The 16703-nt window shown below is 74.4% G+C and carries 19 protein-coding genes and 1 other RNA gene; 3 read left to right on the top strand and 17 right to left on the bottom strand.

The window, feature by feature from the left end; all coding sequences use genetic code 11:
• Positions 1–36: 36 nt before the first annotated feature.
• The 7 genes from ssrA to prfB form a co-directional block, all read right to left on the bottom strand.
• Positions 37–407, bottom strand: a transfer-messenger RNA (tmRNA) gene (gene ssrA, locus L332_RS29790).
• Positions 408–514: 107 nt separating this feature from the next.
• A complete protein-coding gene (locus L332_RS20950) occupies positions 515–1543 on the bottom strand; it encodes a 6-phosphofructokinase (RefSeq protein WP_021010229.1) in 1029 nt (342 codons plus the stop codon).
• 85 nt (positions 1544–1628) lie between these two features.
• Positions 1629–2105, bottom strand: coding sequence for an SsrA-binding protein SmpB (gene smpB / locus L332_RS20945; protein WP_021010228.1), 477 nt, complete (start codon positions 2103–2105; stop codon positions 1629–1631).
• Positions 2106–2179: 74 nt separating this feature from the next.
• On the bottom strand, positions 2180–3094 hold the full coding sequence (ftsX, locus tag L332_RS20940) for a permease-like cell division protein FtsX (RefSeq protein ID WP_021064965.1): 915 nt from the start codon (positions 3092–3094) through the stop codon (positions 2180–2182).
• Positions 3091–3828, bottom strand: a complete 738-nt coding sequence (gene ftsE, locus L332_RS20935) for a cell division ATP-binding protein FtsE (RefSeq protein WP_021064964.1) — start codon at positions 3826–3828, stop codon at positions 3091–3093. The genes ftsX and ftsE overlap by 4 nt, the downstream gene beginning before the upstream one ends.
• A 94-nt stretch (positions 3829–3922) precedes the next feature.
• Entirely contained in the window at positions 3923–5341 is a 1419-nt protein-coding gene (locus L332_RS20930) for a 4-hydroxyphenylacetate 3-hydroxylase N-terminal domain-containing protein (RefSeq protein ID WP_021010227.1), read from the bottom strand.
• A gap of 8 nt (positions 5342–5349) precedes the next feature.
• Positions 5350–6468 (bottom strand): peptide chain release factor 2, encoded by a 1119-nt coding sequence (prfB, locus tag L332_RS20925; protein WP_021010226.1) that lies wholly within the window; start codon positions 6466–6468, stop codon positions 5350–5352.
• Positions 6469–6559: 91 nt separating this feature from the next.
• Here prfB and L332_RS20920 point away from each other — a divergent pair, with 91 nt between their 5' ends.
• A complete protein-coding gene (locus L332_RS20920) occupies positions 6560–7789 on the top strand; it encodes an MFS transporter (RefSeq protein WP_021010225.1) in 1230 nt (409 codons plus the stop codon).
• A 3-nt stretch (positions 7790–7792) separates the two neighbouring features.
• On the opposite strand, the gene L332_RS30870 is transcribed toward L332_RS20920, so the two are convergent.
• From L332_RS30870 to L332_RS20880, 9 genes are all read right to left on the bottom strand, one after another.
• On the bottom strand, positions 7793–9427 hold the full coding sequence (locus tag L332_RS30870; RefSeq protein WP_021010224.1) for a serine/threonine-protein kinase: 1635 nt from the start codon (positions 9425–9427) through the stop codon (positions 7793–7795).
• Between the two features lie 98 nt (positions 9428–9525).
• Positions 9526–9753, bottom strand: coding sequence for a hypothetical protein (locus L332_RS20915; protein ID WP_021064963.1), 228 nt, complete (start codon positions 9751–9753; stop codon positions 9526–9528).
• Between the two features lie 62 nt (positions 9754–9815).
• On the bottom strand, positions 9816–10262 hold the full coding sequence (locus L332_RS20910) for a pilus assembly protein TadG-related protein (RefSeq protein WP_021010222.1): 447 nt from the start codon (positions 10260–10262) through the stop codon (positions 9816–9818).
• Positions 10259–10744: a hypothetical protein gene (locus L332_RS20905; RefSeq protein WP_021010221.1), complete on the bottom strand. Its 486-nt coding sequence runs from the start codon at positions 10742–10744 to the stop codon at positions 10259–10261. Before L332_RS20905 ends, L332_RS20910 begins: the two co-directional genes overlap by 4 nt.
• Positions 10719–11099, bottom strand: coding sequence for a TadE/TadG family type IV pilus assembly protein (locus tag L332_RS20900; protein WP_021064962.1), 381 nt, complete (start codon positions 11097–11099; stop codon positions 10719–10721). The genes L332_RS20905 and L332_RS20900 overlap by 26 nt, the downstream gene beginning before the upstream one ends.
• Positions 11099–11287, bottom strand: coding sequence for a hypothetical protein (locus L332_RS20895; protein WP_021010219.1), 189 nt, complete (start codon positions 11285–11287; stop codon positions 11099–11101). Before L332_RS20895 ends, L332_RS20900 begins: the two co-directional genes overlap by 1 nt.
• Positions 11288–11297: 10 nt before the next feature.
• Positions 11298–12233: a type II secretion system F family protein gene (locus tag L332_RS20890; RefSeq protein WP_021010218.1), complete on the bottom strand. Its 936-nt coding sequence runs from the start codon at positions 12231–12233 to the stop codon at positions 11298–11300.
• Complete coding sequence (locus L332_RS20885) at positions 12230–13087, bottom strand: type II secretion system F family protein (RefSeq protein ID WP_021010217.1); 858 nt, start codon at positions 13085–13087, stop codon at positions 12230–12232. The genes L332_RS20890 and L332_RS20885 overlap by 4 nt, the downstream gene beginning before the upstream one ends.
• Positions 13084–14316: a CpaF family protein gene (locus tag L332_RS20880; RefSeq protein ID WP_021010216.1), complete on the bottom strand. Its 1233-nt coding sequence runs from the start codon at positions 14314–14316 to the stop codon at positions 13084–13086. The genes L332_RS20885 and L332_RS20880 overlap by 4 nt, the downstream gene beginning before the upstream one ends.
• Positions 14317–14446: 130 nt before the next feature.
• Between L332_RS20880 and L332_RS20875 the strand changes: the two genes are divergently transcribed.
• On the top strand, positions 14447–15337 hold the full coding sequence (locus L332_RS20875) for an alpha/beta fold hydrolase (RefSeq protein WP_021010215.1): 891 nt from the start codon (positions 14447–14449) through the stop codon (positions 15335–15337).
• Between the two features lie 20 nt (positions 15338–15357).
• On the top strand, positions 15358–15747 hold the full coding sequence (locus L332_RS20870) for a VOC family protein (RefSeq protein ID WP_021064961.1): 390 nt from the start codon (positions 15358–15360) through the stop codon (positions 15745–15747).
• Here the strand turns inward: L332_RS20870 and L332_RS20865 are convergent.
• Entirely contained in the window at positions 15693–16673 is a 981-nt protein-coding gene (locus L332_RS20865) for a prenyltransferase/squalene oxidase repeat-containing protein (protein WP_021010213.1), read from the bottom strand. The genes L332_RS20870 and L332_RS20865 overlap by 55 nt on opposite strands.
• Positions 16674–16703: the final 30 nt, after the last annotated feature.

The following is a 16703-nucleotide window of genomic DNA, read 5'->3' as shown; positions in this document are numbered from 1 at the left end:
GCGAGCGGGGGCTCTCACAGCGTGCGACTCGACCGATGGTGGAGATGGGGGGAATCGAACCCCCGTCCAACGCTCACATCGTGCGGCTTCTCCGGGTGCAGCTCAAGGGTGGCGTTCTGCTCGGCTCCGACCTTTGTCCTGAGCACCTAGGTCGACGAGCCCAGTCACAGTTCAAGTCCCGCGATGCCCTGTGACGCAGCATCGCAGCGAGCTCTCAAGATGACGCCAGGGTCCGGGGCGAGAGCGACCCCGGTCTGACGGACTTCAGGCTCGCTTAGGCAGCGAGGGCGAAGTCGGTGCGCTTTGCATTGGCACCTATTGGTTTGCAGGGGGCGTTGAAGAGATGACCCTGCATCCTCTACCCGCTTCCCGCAGCAATCGAGACGCTGTCGAAACCGATCATCCCCGTGCTGGGTGCGAGTCGCACGCTGTGGAGTTTCCAATGCCGGATGCGTCCGGCGCGCTGGCGAGGCCAGCCCACCATGGTAGCGCGCCCGGAATCTCCGGGCAACCGTCAGCCGAAGAGCAGCTCCGCCTCGCGGTAGCGGTGGTCTGGCACGCGCTTGAGGTCGCCGAGCGCCTCGGCCATCGGCACCCGCACGATCTCGGTGCCGCGCAGCGACACCATCGAGCCCCACGCGCGATCCGTGATCGCGTCGACCGCGGCGAGCCCGAAGCGCGTCGCGAGCACGCGGTCGGCGCCCGACGGCGCGCCGCCGCGCTGGATGTGGCCGAGCACCGTCGCGCGCGACTCGATGCCGGTGCGCTCCTCGATCATCGGCGCGAGCACCTCCCCGATGCCGCCGAGGCGGGGCCGGTCGAACGCGTCGAGGCCCTTGCGGGAGTACTCCTCGTCCATCCCCTCGAGCTTGAAGCCCTCGGAGACGACGACGAGCGGGGCGCGGCGGCGGTCGTACACCGATTGCACGTACTCGCAGATCCACTCGATCGAGCGCGGCTGCTCGGGGATGAGCGTGACGTGCGCACCCGTCGCGATGCCGGTGTGGAGCGCGATCCAGCCGACGTGCCGCCCCATGACCTCGAGCACCATGCAGCGCATGTGCGAGTCGCCCGTCGTGCGCAGTCGGTCGCCGGCCTCGGTCGCGATCTGCACGGCGGTGTCGAAGCCGAAGGTGTAGTCGGTCGCGTCGAGGTCGTTGTCGATCGTCTTCGGCACCCCGACGATCGGGATGCCGTCGTCGGCGAGCCGATTGGCGGCCGCGAGCGTGCCCTCGCCGCCGATCGCCATGACCGCCTCGATCCCGAGCCGCTCGAGCGTGGCGGCGATGCGCTCGGGCCCGCCCTTCTCCCCCTCGTAGGGGTTCGTGCGGCTCGTGCCGAGGATCGTGCCGCCGATGCGGGAGGTGCCGCGCACCGCCGATCGGTTGAGCACCCGGACGTCGCCGTCCTTGAGCCCGCGGTAGCCGTCGCGGATGCCGACGAACTCGTGCCCGTGGTGCTTCATGCCGGTGAGCACGGCCGCTCGGATGACCGCGTTGAGCCCGGGGCAGTCGCCGCCGGACGTCAGGATGCCGATGCGCATGGCGCCTTTCCTCCGGCGAGCCCTGGGTGAGTGCCGGAAGCCCCATTCAACCGACGAGCCCCGCGATTGTCGAACCGCGCAGCGGTCAGTCGCCGAGGCGGTTCCGCGTGCGCATCGCGCGCTCGGCCTCGCGCTTGTCCTGCCGCTCGCGCAGCGCGTGCCGCTTGTCGTACTCCTTCTTGCCCTTCGCGACCGCGAGCTCGACCTTCGCTCGGCCGTCGGAGAAGTAGAGCGAGAGCGGCACGAGCGTGTAGCCGCCCTGCGCGACCTTGGCGGCGAGCTTGTCGATCTCGGCGCGGTGCAGCAGGAGCTTGCGCTTCCGCCGCGGCGGGTGGTTCGTCCACGTGCCCTGCCCGTACTCCGGGATGTGCACGGCGTCGAGCCACGCCTCGCCGCGGTCGACGAACGCGTAGCCGTCGACGAGCGACGCGCGGCCGGCGCGCAGCGACTTCACCTCGGTGCCGGTGAGCACGAGGCCCGCTTCGATGCGATCCTCGATGTGGTAGTCGTGGCGCGCCTTGCGGTTCTGCGCCACGACCCTCTGGCCCTGTTCCCGCGGCATGGCTCGCTCCCGGTCTCGGTGGTCTCGACAGCCCGTGCTCGGGCAGCCGCCCAGTGTAGCGCGGCCCGGCCGGGCTAGATCCGGAGGTAGCGCCGGATCGCGACCGCTGCCGCGACGCCGGCGAACAGCACGCCGATCCCGAGCAGCACCGGCGCGACGACGAGGGCGTCGTCGAGCCCGACGATCGCGATGGTCTGCAGCATCGGCGCGACGTAGCCCTGCAGCAGGAAGTGCACGGTCGCGACGACCGCTCCTGCGGCGAGCACCGCGCCGACGAGCGCGGCGACGATCCCCTCGATGATGAACGGCGTCTGGATGAACCGGTTCGAGGCGCCGACGAGCCGCATGATCCCGAGCTCGCGCTTGCGGGAGAAGGCGGAGAGGCGGATGGTCGTGGAGATGAGCAGGACGGCCGCGACGAGCATGAGCACGGCGATGCCGATCGCGGCGAGGCTCGCGGTGCTCAGCACCTGGAAGATCGGCTCGAGCAGCGCCCGCTGGTCGCGCACCTCGAGCACGCCCGGGAGCGCGCTCGTCGCCTCGCGGATGAGATCGGCGTCCTGTGGCGTCGTGGGGCGCACCCACAGCGCCTCGTTCATGGTCTCCGGGCTCGCGAACTCGGCGCTCGACGTGCCCCCGAACTGCTCCATGAAGTGCTGGTAGGCGAGCTCGCGATCCTCGAACTCGACGTCGGCGACGTAGGGCGCGATCGCGCCGCTCTCGAGCACGGCCCGCACGGCGTCGACCTGCTCGGCGGTCGCGGCGGTCTGGCTGCACGTCGCCGTCGCGTCGACCGGGCCGCAGAAGTACACGCCGACCTGGGCGCGGTCGTACCAGAAGCCCTTCATCTGGTTGATCTGCATCTGCAGCAGGATCGCGGCGCCGACGAACGAGAGCGAGATGAACGTCACGAGCACGACCGAGACGACGACCGAGAGGTTCCGGCGCAGCCCGTTCCAGACCTCCTGCGCGATCAGCTGGACCCTCACGCGGTCTCCTCCTCGAGCGCTCGCGGGGCGAGCTCGTCGTCGTCGCCGAGGTGGCGGCGGTAGGAGCCGTGCGCCTCGTCGCGCATGATGCGGCCGGCGTCGAGCTCGACGACGCGCTTCTGCATCTCGTCGACGATCGACGCCTCGTGCGTCGCCATCACGACGGTCGTGCCGCCCTCGTTGATGCGGGCGAGCAGCGCCATGATGCCCGCGCTCGTCGACGGGTCGAGGTTGCCGGTCGGCTCGTCGGCGAGCAGGATCGGCGGCCGGTTGACGACCGCGCGCGCGATCGCGACGCGCTGCTGCTCGCCGCCCGAGAGCTCGTGCGGCAGCCGCGAGGCCTTGCCCGCGAGCCCGACGATCTTCAGCACGTCGGGCACGGCCTCCGAGATGAAGGCTCGGCTCTTGCCGATCACCTGGAGCGTGAAGGCGACGTTCTCGTAGACGGTCTTGTTGCCGAGCAGGCGGAAGTCCTGGAACACGACGCCGAGGTTGCGGCGGAAGAACGGCACGCGCCGGTTCGGGAGCGCCTTGAGGCGCTGGCCGAGCACGTGCACCTCGCCGCTCGAGGGCGTCTCCTCGCGCAGCACCATGCGGATGAGGGTCGACTTCCCCGAGCCGGAGGCGCCGACGAGGAAGACGAACTCGCCCTTGAGGATCTCGAGGGAGACCCCGTCGAGCGCGGGGCGAGCCTTGCGGGAGTAGGTCTTCGAGACCTCGTCGAAGCGGATCATGGCCCGTCGAGGCTACGGGCGCCGGATGCGTCGGGCCCGCACCGCGGTCGGCGCGGCGCGACCTCGGCTCGAGCCGCGTCGCTCTCGAGCGTCGTCAGGAGTGCCGTCGTGCCTGCCAGCGGGCGACGCGGCCGTCGGCGCGCGCGAGCCCCAGGATGCCGACATGGGTGCGCTCGGGCTGGCCCCAGTAGCTGCGCTCGTAGAGCTCGTGCCGGGCGCCGAAGCCCGTGCCGATCGCATCCCACAGCTCGCCGACGACCTCGAGCCGCTCGCGCGCATCCGCCCCGCCCGAGCCGCGCAGGAGCGGCTCGATGGGGGCGACGTCCGGCGAGCCGAGCGCGTCGAGCGGCACCGGCAGGTGCGCGAGCGCGGAGGAGAGCGTCGTCTCGAGCGAGACGCGCATGCGCGAGTAGGCATCGGGCGCGAGCGCCGAGAACGCCATCGCGGCGTCGACGCCCGGCAGGATCGATTCCCCCGACGCCGCCGCCTGCTCGATCATCGCGTCGCGGAGCCCCGCGACCGTGTGCCGGAAGGCGATGAGCTCGCCGAGCGCCGCTTGCGTGCCGCGCCGCTGGTCGGTGCCCATGATCTCGGCCGCGCGGACCGCGAGGCCCGCGATGCGCTCGAGCTTCGCCTCGAGCCGCGTCGCCGCCTGGAACGCGAGCCGGGCGTTCCAGCCGACGGCGCCGCGGTTGAAGGCGAGCATCGTCTCCGCGTCGCGGATGAGGACGTCGTCCCACGGCACGAGCACGTCGTCGAACACGACGAGCGCGTCGTGCTCCTGGAAGCGCCGCGCGAGCGGCTGGTCGGGGCGGAAGGGCGTGCCGCGCGTGTAGACGCGCACGCCCGGCGAGCCGACCGCGACCGACGCGGCGATCGCGAACGCATCCGTCTGCACCTCGCCGCCGAAGTGCGAGACGAACAGGCGCTGGGCCGTCGCGGCGCCCGTGACGACCGCCTTCGCGCCGCGCAGCACGACGCCCTCGTCGGTCTCGTCGACGACGTGCACGAAGACGTCGCCGACCTCGTCGGGCGGCAGCTCGCGGTCGACGGGCGGGTTGACGAGCGCTTGGGCGTAGTGGGTGACGGCGCGCTGGTCGCGCTCGAGCGCCGCGCGCACGTTGCGCTCGAAGCGGCCGAAGAACGGCGCGTGCGCCGCCATCGACGTGAAGATGCACGCCATGAACTCGGGCGTCCGGCCGAGCCAGCCGTGCGTGCGCGCCTGCCAGGCGCGGATCGCCTCGCGCTGCGCGCGGAGGTCGTCGTGCGAGCGCGGCACGGTCCAGAACGCGTGGGTGACCCCGTCGCCGCCGGGAGCCTCCCCGATCGGCGCGAGCAGCGCATCCGACCCCTCCTCGTGGAGGGCGTCGTAGAGCGACGCGATGGTGGATGCGGTGCCGGCGAAGGCGGGATGCTCGGCGACGCGCGCGACGCGCTCGCCGTCGTGGACGACCACCCGGCCGTCGTCGAGGCTCGCGAGGTAGTCGCTGCCGGTCTGCGGTCGAGTGGCCACGGCGGTCGCTACTCCGCGTCCTCGCGCTGCTGCTGCTTGCGCCAGCGGATGCCCGCCGCGATGAACCCGTCGAGGTCGCCGTCGAAGACGGCGGAGGGGTTGTTGACCTCGTGCAGCGTGCGGAGGTCCTTGACCATCTGGTACGGCGCGAGCACGTAGGAGCGCATCTGGTCGCCCCAGCTCGCGGCGATCGAGCCCGCGAGCTCCTTCTTGCGCGCCGCCTCCTCCTCGCGCTTGAGCAGCATGAGGCGGCTCTGCAGCACGCGCATCGCGGCGGCGCGGTTCTGGATCTGGCTCTTCTCGTTCTGCATCGAGACGACGACGCCGGTCGGGATGTGCGTGATGCGCACCGCGGAGTCGGTCGTGTTGACCGACTGGCCGCCCGGGCCCGAGGAGCGGAAGACGTCGACGCGGATGTCGTTCTCGGGGATCTCGACCTCGTCGACCTGCTCGAACAGCGGCACGACCTCGACCGCCGCGAACGACGTCTGGCGCTTGCCCGCGGCACCGAAGGGGCTCATGCGCACGAGCCGGTGCGTGCCGGCCTCGACGGAGAGCTGCCCGAAGGCGTAGGGCGCGTCGATCTCGAACGAGGCCGACTTGATGCCCGCCTCCTCCGCGTAGCTCGTCTCGTAGACGGTCACGGGCATGCCGTGCTGCTCGGCGTACCGGAGGTACATGCGCAGCAGCATCTCGGCGAAGTCGGAGGCGTCGACGCCGCCCGCGCCCGCGCGGATCGTGACGACCGCGGGCAGCGGGTCGAACTCGCCGTCGAGGAGCGTCTGGATCTCCATCTCGCCCATGAGCTTCTGCAGGCTCGCGAGCTCCTTCTTCGCCTCGAGCTGCGTCGCCTCGTCGGCCTCCTCGTTCGCCATCTCGACGAGCACCTCGAGGTCGTCGATGCGCGACTCGGCCTCGACGATGCGGCGGAGGTCGGTCTGCGCGTGGCTCAGCTGGCTCGTGACCTTCTGCGCCGCCTCGGGGTCATCCCACAGGTCGGGGGCGCCGGCGGCGGCGGAGAGCCGCTCGATGTCGGCGGCGAGCCGGTCGACGTCGGTGACGGCCTTGATGTCGGCGAACGTGGAGCGGAGGGCGGCGATCTCGCCGCCGATGTCGAGATCGGCCATGATGCCCCAGCCTACCGGCGCGGCATCGTCCGTCCCGCCCGCCGCCGGCACCGCATCCGGTCGTCCAGCTCGAGCGTCGTAGGCTCGGGCTGTGAGCGGGGGCGACGAGACGGAGCGGTTCCCGTGGAAGCGCGTCGCGGGTGCCGTGTACGTGCCGACGGCGGCGTTCGCGATCGGCGAGGGCGCCGTCATCCCCTACATCCCGCTCATCGCCGGTGACCTCGGCGCCTCGCTCGCCGTCGCGGCGGTCGTCGCGGCGATGCTGACGATCGGGCAGCTCGCGGGCGACGTGCCGGGCGGCGGCGTCGTCGCGCGCTTCGGCGAGCGGCCGACGATGATCGGCGCGGGTGCGCTCGTGCTCGCCGCGCTCGTGCTCGCGCTCGTCGCGAGGGATGCGTGGACGCTCGGCGTCGCGGTGTTCGTGCTCGGCCTCGGCCACGCGGTCTTCGCGCTCGCGCGGCACGCGTTCATGACGACCTACGTGCCGATCCGGTACCGCGCGAGGGCGCTCTCGACGCTCGGCGGCATCTTCCGCCTCGGCATGTTCGTCGGCCCGCTCGTCGGCGCGGCGGTGCTGGGCCTCGGGCTCCCGCTCGGCGCGGTGTGGGTGTTCTTCGGCATCTGCACGATCGTCGCGATCGCGGTGCTCGTGGTGCTCCCCGATCCGACGACGGCCTTCGAGCGGAAGCCTCCGACGACGGGCGTCATCGAGCTGCGGCAGGAGCGCACGGGCGTGTGGCGAGTGGTGCGGCAGCACGGGCGCGTGCTCGCGACCGTCGGCGTCGGCGCGGCGATGCTCGCGCTCGCGCGCTCGGCGCGCAACGTGCTGCTGCCGCTGTGGGCGATCTCGATCGGGCTCGACGCCGCGACGACGGGCCTCGTGATCGGCATCGCCGGCGGCCTCGACTTCGCGCTCTTCTTCGTGTCGGGCTGGGTCATGGACCGGTTCGGCCGGCTCTGGAGCGTCGTGCCGACGCTCGGCCTCATGGCGGTCGCGTTCGCGATGCTCGCCGCCTCGCACGACCTCGATGCCGCGACCGGCTGGTTCGTCGCCGCCGCGATGGTGCTCGGGCTCGGCAACGGGCTCGGCTCCGGCATCATCATGACGCTCGGCGCCGATCTCGCCGATCCTCGCAACCCCGCGCCGTTCCTCGGCGCGTGGCGGCTGACGGTCGACCTCGGCGGCGCCGTGGCACCGCTCGCAATCTCGGCGGTCGTCTCGATCGCGTCGATCGCGTGGGCGGCGGGCGGGCTCACCGCGGTATGCATCACGGGCGCGGCGATCCTGCTCAAGTGGCTGCCGCGGAAGCCCCGCGAGTGACGCTCACGCAGCGGAGGCGGTGACCTCGTCGATCGCGGCGCGGATGGCGGCGGCGGCCTCGGGGGTCGCGGCGCCATCGGCCTCGAGCGCGTCGACGCGCGAGCGGAGCTCCGCGAGCCCAGCCGACAGTCCGTCGGCGGCGACACCCTCGAGCACCGCGACGCGGCCCAGGAGCTCGTCCCCCGCCGCGGCGTCGAGCCCGCCGGCGGCGACGGCACCGCCGATCGCCTCGCGCACTCCCGCGAGGCTGCTCGGCGCCGGCTCCGGCGCCGGCTCGGCCGGTGCCGACTCGGAGGGCGCGGTCGCGGTCGCCGTCGGCTCCGCGGGGGCCGGCGACGCCTCACCGGTCGCGGGCGGAGCGGATGCCGACGTCGCAGGCTCCCCGGCCACGGCGGGCGCGGGCTCCCCGGCGGCGGGCGCCGCGGACGCGCCCGTCGCGGGCTCGCGCTCGCGCGGGGCGGCGGGCGGCTCGGAGGAGGACGACGGCGGCGTGACGGCGGCTGGCGCCCCGTCCTCCGCGACAGGCTGCTGCGATGCGAGGGCATCGTCCCCGCTTGGCCGCTGCAGCAGCGGGAGGACGGCGAGCAGCAGCGCCGCGAGCGCCAGGAGCGCGCCGAGCGCGACGGCGACCCGCCGGGCGATGCGCCTGCGCGGCGCCGGGACGAGCGCGGTCGCCGCCGCGGGGCCCGCGGGGGCGAGCCGACCGGTCGACGGCTCGCGGGCCTCGACGGCGCTCGCGGCGGCAGCGAGGGGCACGGCGGCGGCAGCGACGGGCACCGTGGCGTCCGCGGCGGCTGCCGGCGGCGTCCGCGGCAGCGCGCTCCGGATCGCCGCGAGCTCGTCGCGCACGCCCGCCGCATCCCCGCGATCGTCCGGGCGCTTCGAGAGCAGTCGGGCGACGAGCGCGTCGAGCGGCTTCGGCACGCCGGCGAGCCGCTCGGCCACGCGCGGCGCGGGAGCGTGCACGTGCTGCTGCAGCAGCGCGAGCGGGTGCTCGCCCCCGAACGGGGGTCGGCCGGTGAGCAGGGTCGTCATGACGCAGCCGAGCGCGTAGAGGTCGGTCGCGGGCGTCGCTCTGCCTCCTCCGTCGGCCTGCTCGGGCGCCATGTACGCGGCGCTCCCGACGATCGTCGAGGTCGCGGTGAGCTGCCCGCTCGTGCCCTCGACGCTCGCGATCCCGAAGTCGACGACCTTGAGCCTGCCCGAGGCGTCGAAGACGAGGTTGGCCGGCTTGATGTCGCGGTGCACGATGCCGATGCTGTGGATCGCCGCGAGCGCCGCCGCGGTCTGCTCGGCGATCTCGACCGCCCGGTCGATCGGCAGCGGCTCCCCGCCTTCGAGCAGCTCCGCGACGGCGGGGCCGGGCAGCAGCTGCATCACGAGGAAGGCGGTGCTGCCGTCGGTGCCGGAGTCGAAGACCGTCACGACGTGCTCGTGCGCGAGCGCAGCGGCAGCGCGGCCCTCGCGCCGGAAGCGCTCGGCGGCGCTCGGATCGCTGCTCGCGGTGAGGTCGACCGTCTTCACGGCGACCTCGCGCCCCAGCACCCGGTCGAGCCCGAGCCACACCTGCCCCATGCCGCCGAGGCCGAGCGGGCGCACGAGCTCGTAGCGCGACGCGAGCACCGTCCCGGGGATCATGTCCCCCATGATCCCGACCGCTCCTGAACGCGGCGATGGAGTTCCCTCAGGGGTCGCGCGGCGCGGGCGCCGCGGCGCGGGGCGGACCCGCCGGCGCGCTACTCGTCGCGGCGCAGCTCCTGGCGGGCGGCGAGGTCGTGGGCGATCGCCGTCGCCTCGTCGCGCAGCTCGTCGTCGCCGAGCTCGCCCGACTGCACCTGCTGCACGAGCCGCCGGAACGCGGGGTTCTGCATGAGTGCCTTGAGCCCGTCCGCGGCGCGCTCGGGATCGTCGGTCGGCAGGCTCGCGGCGGCGGCGGCGAAGTCGATCTCGGGCTGCTCCTGCATGCCGGGAGCGTAGCGCGAGCGCGCGGAGCGCGCTTCGTCGCGCAAGCCGCCTGACGGCGTGCTCAGTCGACGAAGACGGCGCGGGCCGTCGCGGTCACGTCGAGCCGCAGGCCCTCGGGCAGCAGGAGCGAGACGACCGGCGGGCGCCACGAGCTCGAGACCGAGACCGTCGCGCTCCGGGCGTCCGCGCTCGCGCCCTCGACCCGCACGGCGTCGAGCTCTCCCGCGGCCTCCGCCGCCCAGGCCGCGGCCGCGCGCTGCACCGCGGCGTCGGCGAGCTCCGGCGCCGCCGAGGCGCCGTCGAAGCGGACCTGCTCGAGCGCGAACGCCTCCGCGGCGGCGAGCGCCGCGCCGTCGGCGACCGTGAAGAGCCGCCGGCGCTCGACGAGCATGCTCGTCGCCGCGGCGACCGCGAGCACGAGGGCGAGCGCGAGCGCCGCGAAGCCGATCGTCAGCACGAGCGTCGATCCTTCCTCCTCGTGCGCGAGCCGCGACCGCGCGCGCCTCACGGGGAGCCGCCGAAGGCCGAGACCGGTTGGCTCGCGAGCGCCGAGACCGGCACGCCGACGCCCGCCCCCAGGTGCAGGCCCGGCGGCGCGAGCGGCAGCGGCACGGTCGCGTCGAGCCTGACCGAGACTGTGCCGCGCGGGGTGTCGCACGCGTCGGGCGCGGGGTCGCACGCGATCGCGACCCGCACCGCATCGGCGGAGAGCCCCGCGTCGGCCAGCGCGACGCGGATCGCCCGATCGGCCGCGGCCATGCCGTGCTCGTGCGAACCGGCCTGTGCGATCGCCCGCGCCGCGTGGCGCGCGCCGCCCTCGATGCCCAGCACGGCGTGCTGGATCTGACCGAGCGCGAGCACGAGGTAGACGAGCGGCACGAGCAGGATGACGCCGACCGTCAGGAACTCGATCGAGGCGGAGCCGTCCTCGGACGCGAGTAGCTCGCGGCCGGTCGCGCGCCGCTCAGCCGAGCGATTCCACCGGTGCATGACCGGCGACCTCCAGCGCGACGGGGCCGACGAGGCCGAGCATCGGCAGGGGCGCCGCGACGCGGATCTCGATGGTCTCGAGTCCTGCGACGACGGCGCTCGAGGCGCTCACCCGCTCGGCGTAGCCGGGGCCGATCGCGGTCGTGATGAGCTCGCGCGTGCGCTCGACGCCGGCCGCGGCATCCGAGCCGAGCAGCGAGGCGTGCCGCGCGCCCTCGGCCGCCGCATCCGCGACGGTCGCGCGCACGTGGAGCGCGAGCGAGAGCTGCATGACCGACAGCACGAGCACGACGAGCAGTCCCGCCACCATGGCGAACTCGGCGACCGCCGATCCGCGCTCGTCGGTCAGCCGCATCAGAAGCTCGTGACGCGATCGATCGCCTGCTCGAAGACGCCCTGGAGCGCGGGACCGGCGACCGTCCACAGCACGATGACGAGCCCCGCGGTCATCAGGGTGACGAGCACCCAGCCGGGCACGTCGCCGCGCTCCTCCTCGCGCATCCGCCCGACGAGCCGGGCGAAGCGGTTGCTGATCGTGGACATGGCTCCTCCTTCAGAATCCGACCTGCAGCACGTGGATGCCCGGCCACAGCGCGAACGCGACCGTCGTCGGCAGCAGGCCGAAGACGAGCGGCACGAGCATCGAGATCTCCTTGCGACCGGCGGCCTCGAGCAGGTCGCGCTTCGCGGCATCGCGCGCGTCGAGCGCTTGCGCCTGGAGCGTCTGCGCGAGCGGCGTCCCGCGCTCGAGCGCCCCGCGCATCTGGTCGACGCTGCGGGTGACGCCGGGATGCCCGAGCTCGTCGGCGAGCGTCCCGAGGGCGGCCGAGAGGCTCGAACCGGCCGCCGCGTCGGCGACGACGCCGGCGAGCTCGCGCCCGAGCGCGCTGTGCCCTGCGGCTCCGACGCGGCGGAGCGCGTCCTGCAGCCCCTCGCCGGCGGCGAGGCTCAGCGAGAGGAACTCGAGGATCGAGGGCAGCTCGCTCGAGATGCGCTCGAGCCGGCGCTTCGCTCGCCGCTGCAGCAGCCGGTCGACGGCGAGCGCGCCGGTCGCGGCGCCGAGGACCGCGAGCGCCGCGGGCAGCGCGATCGGCCCCCGCTGGAGCGCGCCCGCGATCCCGAGGGCCGCGCCGACGGCAGCGCCGACGAGCGCCCACCGCAGCTGCCGAGCCCGGTGCTCGGCGACCGAGCCGCCGTCGGCGGCTTGCCGCAAGCGGCGGCGGATCCCCTCCGGCGCACCGAGCACCGCGTGCAGGAGCGGCGCGACGCGGTCGCCGATCGGCGAGGCGACGGCGCCGACGACGCGCGCGGGGTCGACGCGACGCCTCGCGACCAGGTCGCGCGCGCCGGGCGAGACGTCGAGCACGTACGGGGCGACGCGATGCAGGAGCAGCGGTCGGCGCAGGATCGGCACGAGGCTCACGAGCAGCCACAGCCCGAGCCCGAGGGTCCCGCCGAGCAGGAGGCTCCAGCCGGCTTCGCCGCTCACGCGAACCACCGCGCCTCGACGGGGAGCGCGCCGATGCGCAGCATGACCCGATAGGCGATGAGCGTCACGACCGCCCCGCCCGCGATGAGCAGCAGGCCGCCCGGCGCGTTGTACGCCTGCGCCGCCTCCGGTCGCGTCGAGAGGATGAGCAGCACGATCCACGGCGCGGCGACGCCGAGCCGGGCCGCGCTCACGACCCAGCTCTGCCGCGCCTCGAGCTCGCCGCGGGTCGCGAGGTCGGCCCGCAGGTAGGCCGCGAGCTCGCGCAGCACCGTCGTCACCTCCGTGCCACCGACCTCGCGGGCCATCCGCAGCGTCTCGAGGATGCGGTCGGCGACGGGGTCGGCGAGCCGGTCCTTCACGCGGTCGAGCGCGTAGGCGAACGAGCCGGTCGCCCGGTGATCCGCCGCGAACGCCGCGAACGCGGGCCGGGTGAGCTCGGGCCCCGCGCGCTCGAGCTGCGCGACCGCATCGGGCAGGGCCAGCCCGCTGCGCACGGCCGAGACGAGGTGGTCGACGACGTCGGGCCAGACGCGGGCCTGCGCGCGCTCGCGGCGCTTCGCGCGCCAGCGGACCGCGAGCGTGGGCGCGGCGCCGCCCGCCGCGAGCGCGGCCGCCGCGACGGCGACGGCGGGCACGAGGGCTAGCGCCACCCCTGCCGCGAGCACCGCGGCGACGATCGAGGCGGCGGCGAGCGCGAGCGGCGGCACGCCGTCGAGCCCCGCGAGCGTGAGCCGATCGAGGGCACGGGCGCGAGGGCGCGGGTCCGGCGCTCCCGTGCGCCGCGGCCACAGCCACGGGCTGACGGCGAGCAGGAGGCCGAGGCCGAGGGTCGCCCCGAGCAGCCACGTCATGCGCGCGCTCCCACGAGGAGCGCGACGGGATCGACGCCGATCGCGGCGAACTTCGCGGTGCGCGCGGGATGCGAGCCGGTGGGCTCGAGGAGGCCGTCGCGGAGGGCGAAGAGGGTCGACGCCTCGATGACGCCGGCGGTCGCCTGCCCCGTCGGCGCCAGGATCTCGACGGCCCTGCGGTTGCCGCGCGCGTCGATCGCGAGGTGCACGACGAGGTCGATGCACTGGGCGACCGTCGGCACGACGAAGCCCGCGTCGATGTTGCGGCCGGCGAGCAGCGGGAGGGTCGTGAGCTTCGCGAGCGCGTCGCGCGCAGAGTTCGCGTGGATCGAGCACATCCCCGACACCCCGCAGTTGAGGGCGACGAGCAGGTCGAGCGCCTCCGCCTCGCGCACCTCGCCGACGACGAGCCGATCGGGCCGCATGCGCAGCGACTCCTTCACGAGCCGCCGCAGCGAGATCTCCCCAGTGCCCTCGAGCGAGGGCTGGCGGCACTGCAGCGCGACGATGTCGTCGACCGGCGGATCGAGCTCGAAGGTCTCCTCGACCGTGACGACGCGCTCGCCCGGCCGGACGCTCGCGAGCAGCGCGTTGAGCATCGTCGTCTTGCCCGCGTGGGTCGGCCCCGAGACCAGGATGTTGCAGCCGGCGACGACGGCGTGGCGCAGGAACTGCGCCGCCTGCTGGCTGAGGGCGCCGCGATCGACGAGCGCGGCGAGCGACGCGAGGCGCCGCGAGAACTTGCGGATGTTGATCGACATCGCGCCGCGCGCGACGTCGCCGCTCGCGACGTGCAGCCGCGAGCCGTCGGGCAGGGACGCGTCGACGAACGGCGTCGAGAGGTCGACGCGACGCCCGGTCGTCGACAGCATCCGCTCGACGAGGTCGCGCACCTCGAGCTCGGTGAGCCGCAGCGGCAGCGGCTCGCTCACGCCGCCGCGCGCGCAGAAGACGCGCGAGCCCTGGTTGATCCAGAGCTCCTCGATCTCGGGATCGTCGAGGTAGGGCTGGAGCGGCCCGTAGCCGCGCACCGCCGCGAGCACGTCGCGCTCGGCCTGCCGCTCGTCGGCGAGCATCGGCACGCTGCCGCCGAGCGAGCGCTCGGCGTAGGAGCGCACCGCATCGCGCACGTAGCGCTCGGCGAGCTCGCCGGAGCGCGCGAGGTCGATGCCGTCGCGCCGCACCTTCGCCCGCACGGAGGCGGTGATCTCGGCGACGGCCTGGTGCATGCGAGCCAGTGAAGCCCAAGCGGGCGCGGCGCCTCGGAAGTTGTCCACAGCGACGCTCGACGGCTCGGTGCGGCGAGCGGATGCGTCCCACTAGGCTCCGGGGACGGGCACCGGACGAGCGGGGTGGGCAGTGGGCATCGAGGCGACGCGCACCACCGTCGCGCTGCCCTGGGGACCCGTCTCCTACCTCGAGTGGGCGCCGCCCGCCGGCGCCGACGCATCCGTCGTGGTCCTGCTCCACGGTGGCGGGCTCGACTCGGCGTGGCTGTCGTGGGGCGAGTTGGGCGGCGAGCTCGCCGCAGCGGGCCACCGCGTGCTCGCGCCCGACCATCCCGGCTACGGGCACAGCCCGCGCGCCCCGTGGCGAGCGACGCAGGATCGCCTGCTCGGCTACGTCGCGGCGTTCGCGAGCGCGCTCGGCCTCGAGCGGTACGCGCTCGCGGGGCTCTCGCTCGGCGGTGGGCTCGCGATCGGGCACGCGCTCGAGCACCCGGATCGCGTGCGCGCGCTCGTGCTGCTCGGCAGCTACGGGCTGCAACCGACGCTCGTCGAGGGGGCGCTGCGCGTGCCCGCGCAGCTCGCGAGCTGGGCGGCGCTCCGCACCGGCGTGCTGCAGGCGGCGACGCGCGCGTCCGCGCGCGACCGGCGGGTCCTCGAGCGCAGCCTGCGGCCCGTGCTCCGCGATCCCGCGCGACGCTCGCCCGAGCTGCTCGACGCGGTCGCCGAGGAGGCCCGGCGGGGCTCGGGGCTCGAGGTCTTCGCCGAGTGGCAGCGCGCCGAGGTGGGCCTGCGCCGCCAGTCGACCGACTACAGCGCGATGCTCGCGCGCATCGAGGCGCCGACGCTCTTCGTGCACGGCGAGCGCGACGCTGGGGTGCCCGCGCCGGTCGCCGAGCGCGCGGCCGCGTCGATGCCCCGTGCCCGCGCGGTCGTCGTGCCGGGCGCCGGGCACTGGGTGCAGCGCGACCGGCCCGACGTCGTCGTGCCGGCGATGATCGACCATCTGGCGTCGCTCGACTGAGCGCGCATACGATGCCGCGCATGGCGGTGCAGCGCAGCTTCCCCATCCTCCGCACGCGCGATCTCGAGCGGCTCGAGGCGTTCTACGCCGCCGCGCTCGACGCCCGGCGCACCTACGCCTTCGAGGACGACGGCCGCGTCGTCTACGTCGCGCTCGAGGTCGGGGCGTCGACCGTCGCGATCGGCCTCGAGCCGAGCGCCGGCCCGCCCGAGGCGGCGCTCTGGATCTACGTCGACGACGTCGACGCCGCCTTCGACCGGGTGCTCGAGCGCGGCGCGACCGCGGTCGCCCAGCCCGAGCGCATGCCGTGGGGCGAGCGCGTCGCGCAGGTGCGGGACCCCGACGGGATGCTGCTCTACCTGGGTGCCGAGGCGTCCGGCGCGGCGGCTTCGGACGCAGCCACGGACTGAGCCTCGCCGTCGGCCCAGCGCAGCACCCGCAGCGCCTTGAGCGTGATCCACCGGCTCGGCTCCCCCGCCGCGCCGTAGTCGACGACCGCGTCGCCGCCGTGGACGACGTCGGCCGCCCACGAGCCGTCCTGCCGGCGCTTCGAACGCACGAGCTCGATCGCCTCCCGCATCCGCTCGTCCACCCGGGCGCCGACGGCGCGGAAGTGCTCGAGCGCGCGCAGCACGTCGTACTCGTGCCGGGGCGGGAAGGCGAGCTGCACGTAGGTCGGCTTCGGGATCTCGCCCGTCGAGCGCTGTCGCATGAGGCCGCGCTCGAGCAGGTACTCCTCGCCGCTCTCGCGCGCCTCGCGCACGCGCGGGTCGTCGTGCTCGCGCTCGAACGCGGCGAGCGCCTCGAGCACGCCGATCGTGGTGTCGAACGACGAGCGCACCGAGCCCCGCTCCTGGTCGCAGTTCCAGCCGCCGTCGGCCATCCGCTCCCCCAGCAGCCGCTCGACGATCGCATCGACCTCGACGCCGAAGTAGAGCGCGTTCGTCACGAGCGCGGCGTTGATGCACGGCTCGACCTCGCCCTCGAAGAACGGCTCGTCGTCGTACTCCCAGCGCGTCACGCGCGCGACGTCGGCGATCGCCTCGCGCACGGCCGGGTCGGCCGGGTCGACGCCGAGCAGCCGCAGCTCGGTGAGCACGTGGGCGGTGGAGGTCCATGGCTGGCCGGGCAGGACGGGCTTCGCCTTCGGGAAGTGCGCGCCGCCGGCCCACTGGCCGTCGGGACCGCGAGCCGCGAGGAGCGCGGCGCCCCAGCCCTCTCGCGCGACGCGCGCGCGCTCGCGCGCCACCGCATCCGGGTCGGCGTCCTCGAGATCCTGCAGCACCTGCCAGCGGATCGCGGGGTCGCCTTCGAGCAGCCACTGCGTCGTGTCCATGCCGGGAGCATGCCGCACCCCGCCCACACG

This window comes from Agrococcus pavilionensis RW1 (assembly GCF_000400485.1).
In the GTDB taxonomy this organism is placed as follows: Bacteria; Actinomycetota; Actinomycetes; order Actinomycetales; family Microbacteriaceae; genus Agrococcus; species Agrococcus pavilionensis.
This window is presented reverse-complemented; position numbering and strand designations above follow the sequence as displayed.

Excerpts from the sequence above, each read along its gene's own strand:
- L332_RS20950 (WP_021010229.1), bottom strand. The coding sequence starts at position 1,543 with ATGCGCATCGGCATCCTGACGTCCGGCGGCGACTGCCCCGGGCTCAAC.
- smpB (WP_021010228.1), bottom strand. The coding sequence starts at position 2,105 with ATGCCGCGGGAACAGGGCCAGAGGGTCGTGGCGCAGAACCGCAAGGCG.
- ftsE (WP_021064964.1), bottom strand. The coding sequence starts at position 3,828 with ATGATCCGCTTCGACGAGGTCTCGAAGACCTACTCCCGCAAGGCTCGC.
- prfB (WP_021010226.1), bottom strand. The coding sequence starts at position 6,468 with ATGGCCGATCTCGACATCGGCGGCGAGATCGCCGCCCTCCGCTCCACG.
- L332_RS30870 (WP_021010224.1), bottom strand. The coding sequence starts at position 9,427 with ATGATCCCCGGGACGGTGCTCGCGTCGCGCTACGAGCTCGTGCGCCCG.
- L332_RS20915 (WP_021064963.1), bottom strand. The coding sequence starts at position 9,753 with ATGCAGGAGCAGCCCGAGATCGACTTCGCCGCCGCCGCCGCGAGCCTG.
- L332_RS20905 (WP_021010221.1), bottom strand. The coding sequence starts at position 10,744 with ATGCACCGGTGGAATCGCTCGGCTGAGCGGCGCGCGACCGGCCGCGAG.
- L332_RS20900 (WP_021064962.1), bottom strand. The coding sequence starts at position 11,099 with ATGCGGCTGACCGACGAGCGCGGATCGGCGGTCGCCGAGTTCGCCATG.
- L332_RS20895 (WP_021010219.1), bottom strand. The coding sequence starts at position 11,287 with ATGTCCACGATCAGCAACCGCTTCGCCCGGCTCGTCGGGCGGATGCGC.
- L332_RS20885 (WP_021010217.1), bottom strand. The coding sequence starts at position 13,087 with ATGACGTGGCTGCTCGGGGCGACCCTCGGCCTCGGCCTCCTGCTCGCC.
- L332_RS20880 (WP_021010216.1), bottom strand. The coding sequence starts at position 14,316 with ATGCACCAGGCCGTCGCCGAGATCACCGCCTCCGTGCGGGCGAAGGTG.
- L332_RS20870 (WP_021064961.1), top strand. The coding sequence starts at position 15,358 with ATGGCGGTGCAGCGCAGCTTCCCCATCCTCCGCACGCGCGATCTCGAG.
- L332_RS20865 (WP_021010213.1), bottom strand. The coding sequence starts at position 16,673 with ATGGACACGACGCAGTGGCTGCTCGAAGGCGACCCCGCGATCCGCTGG.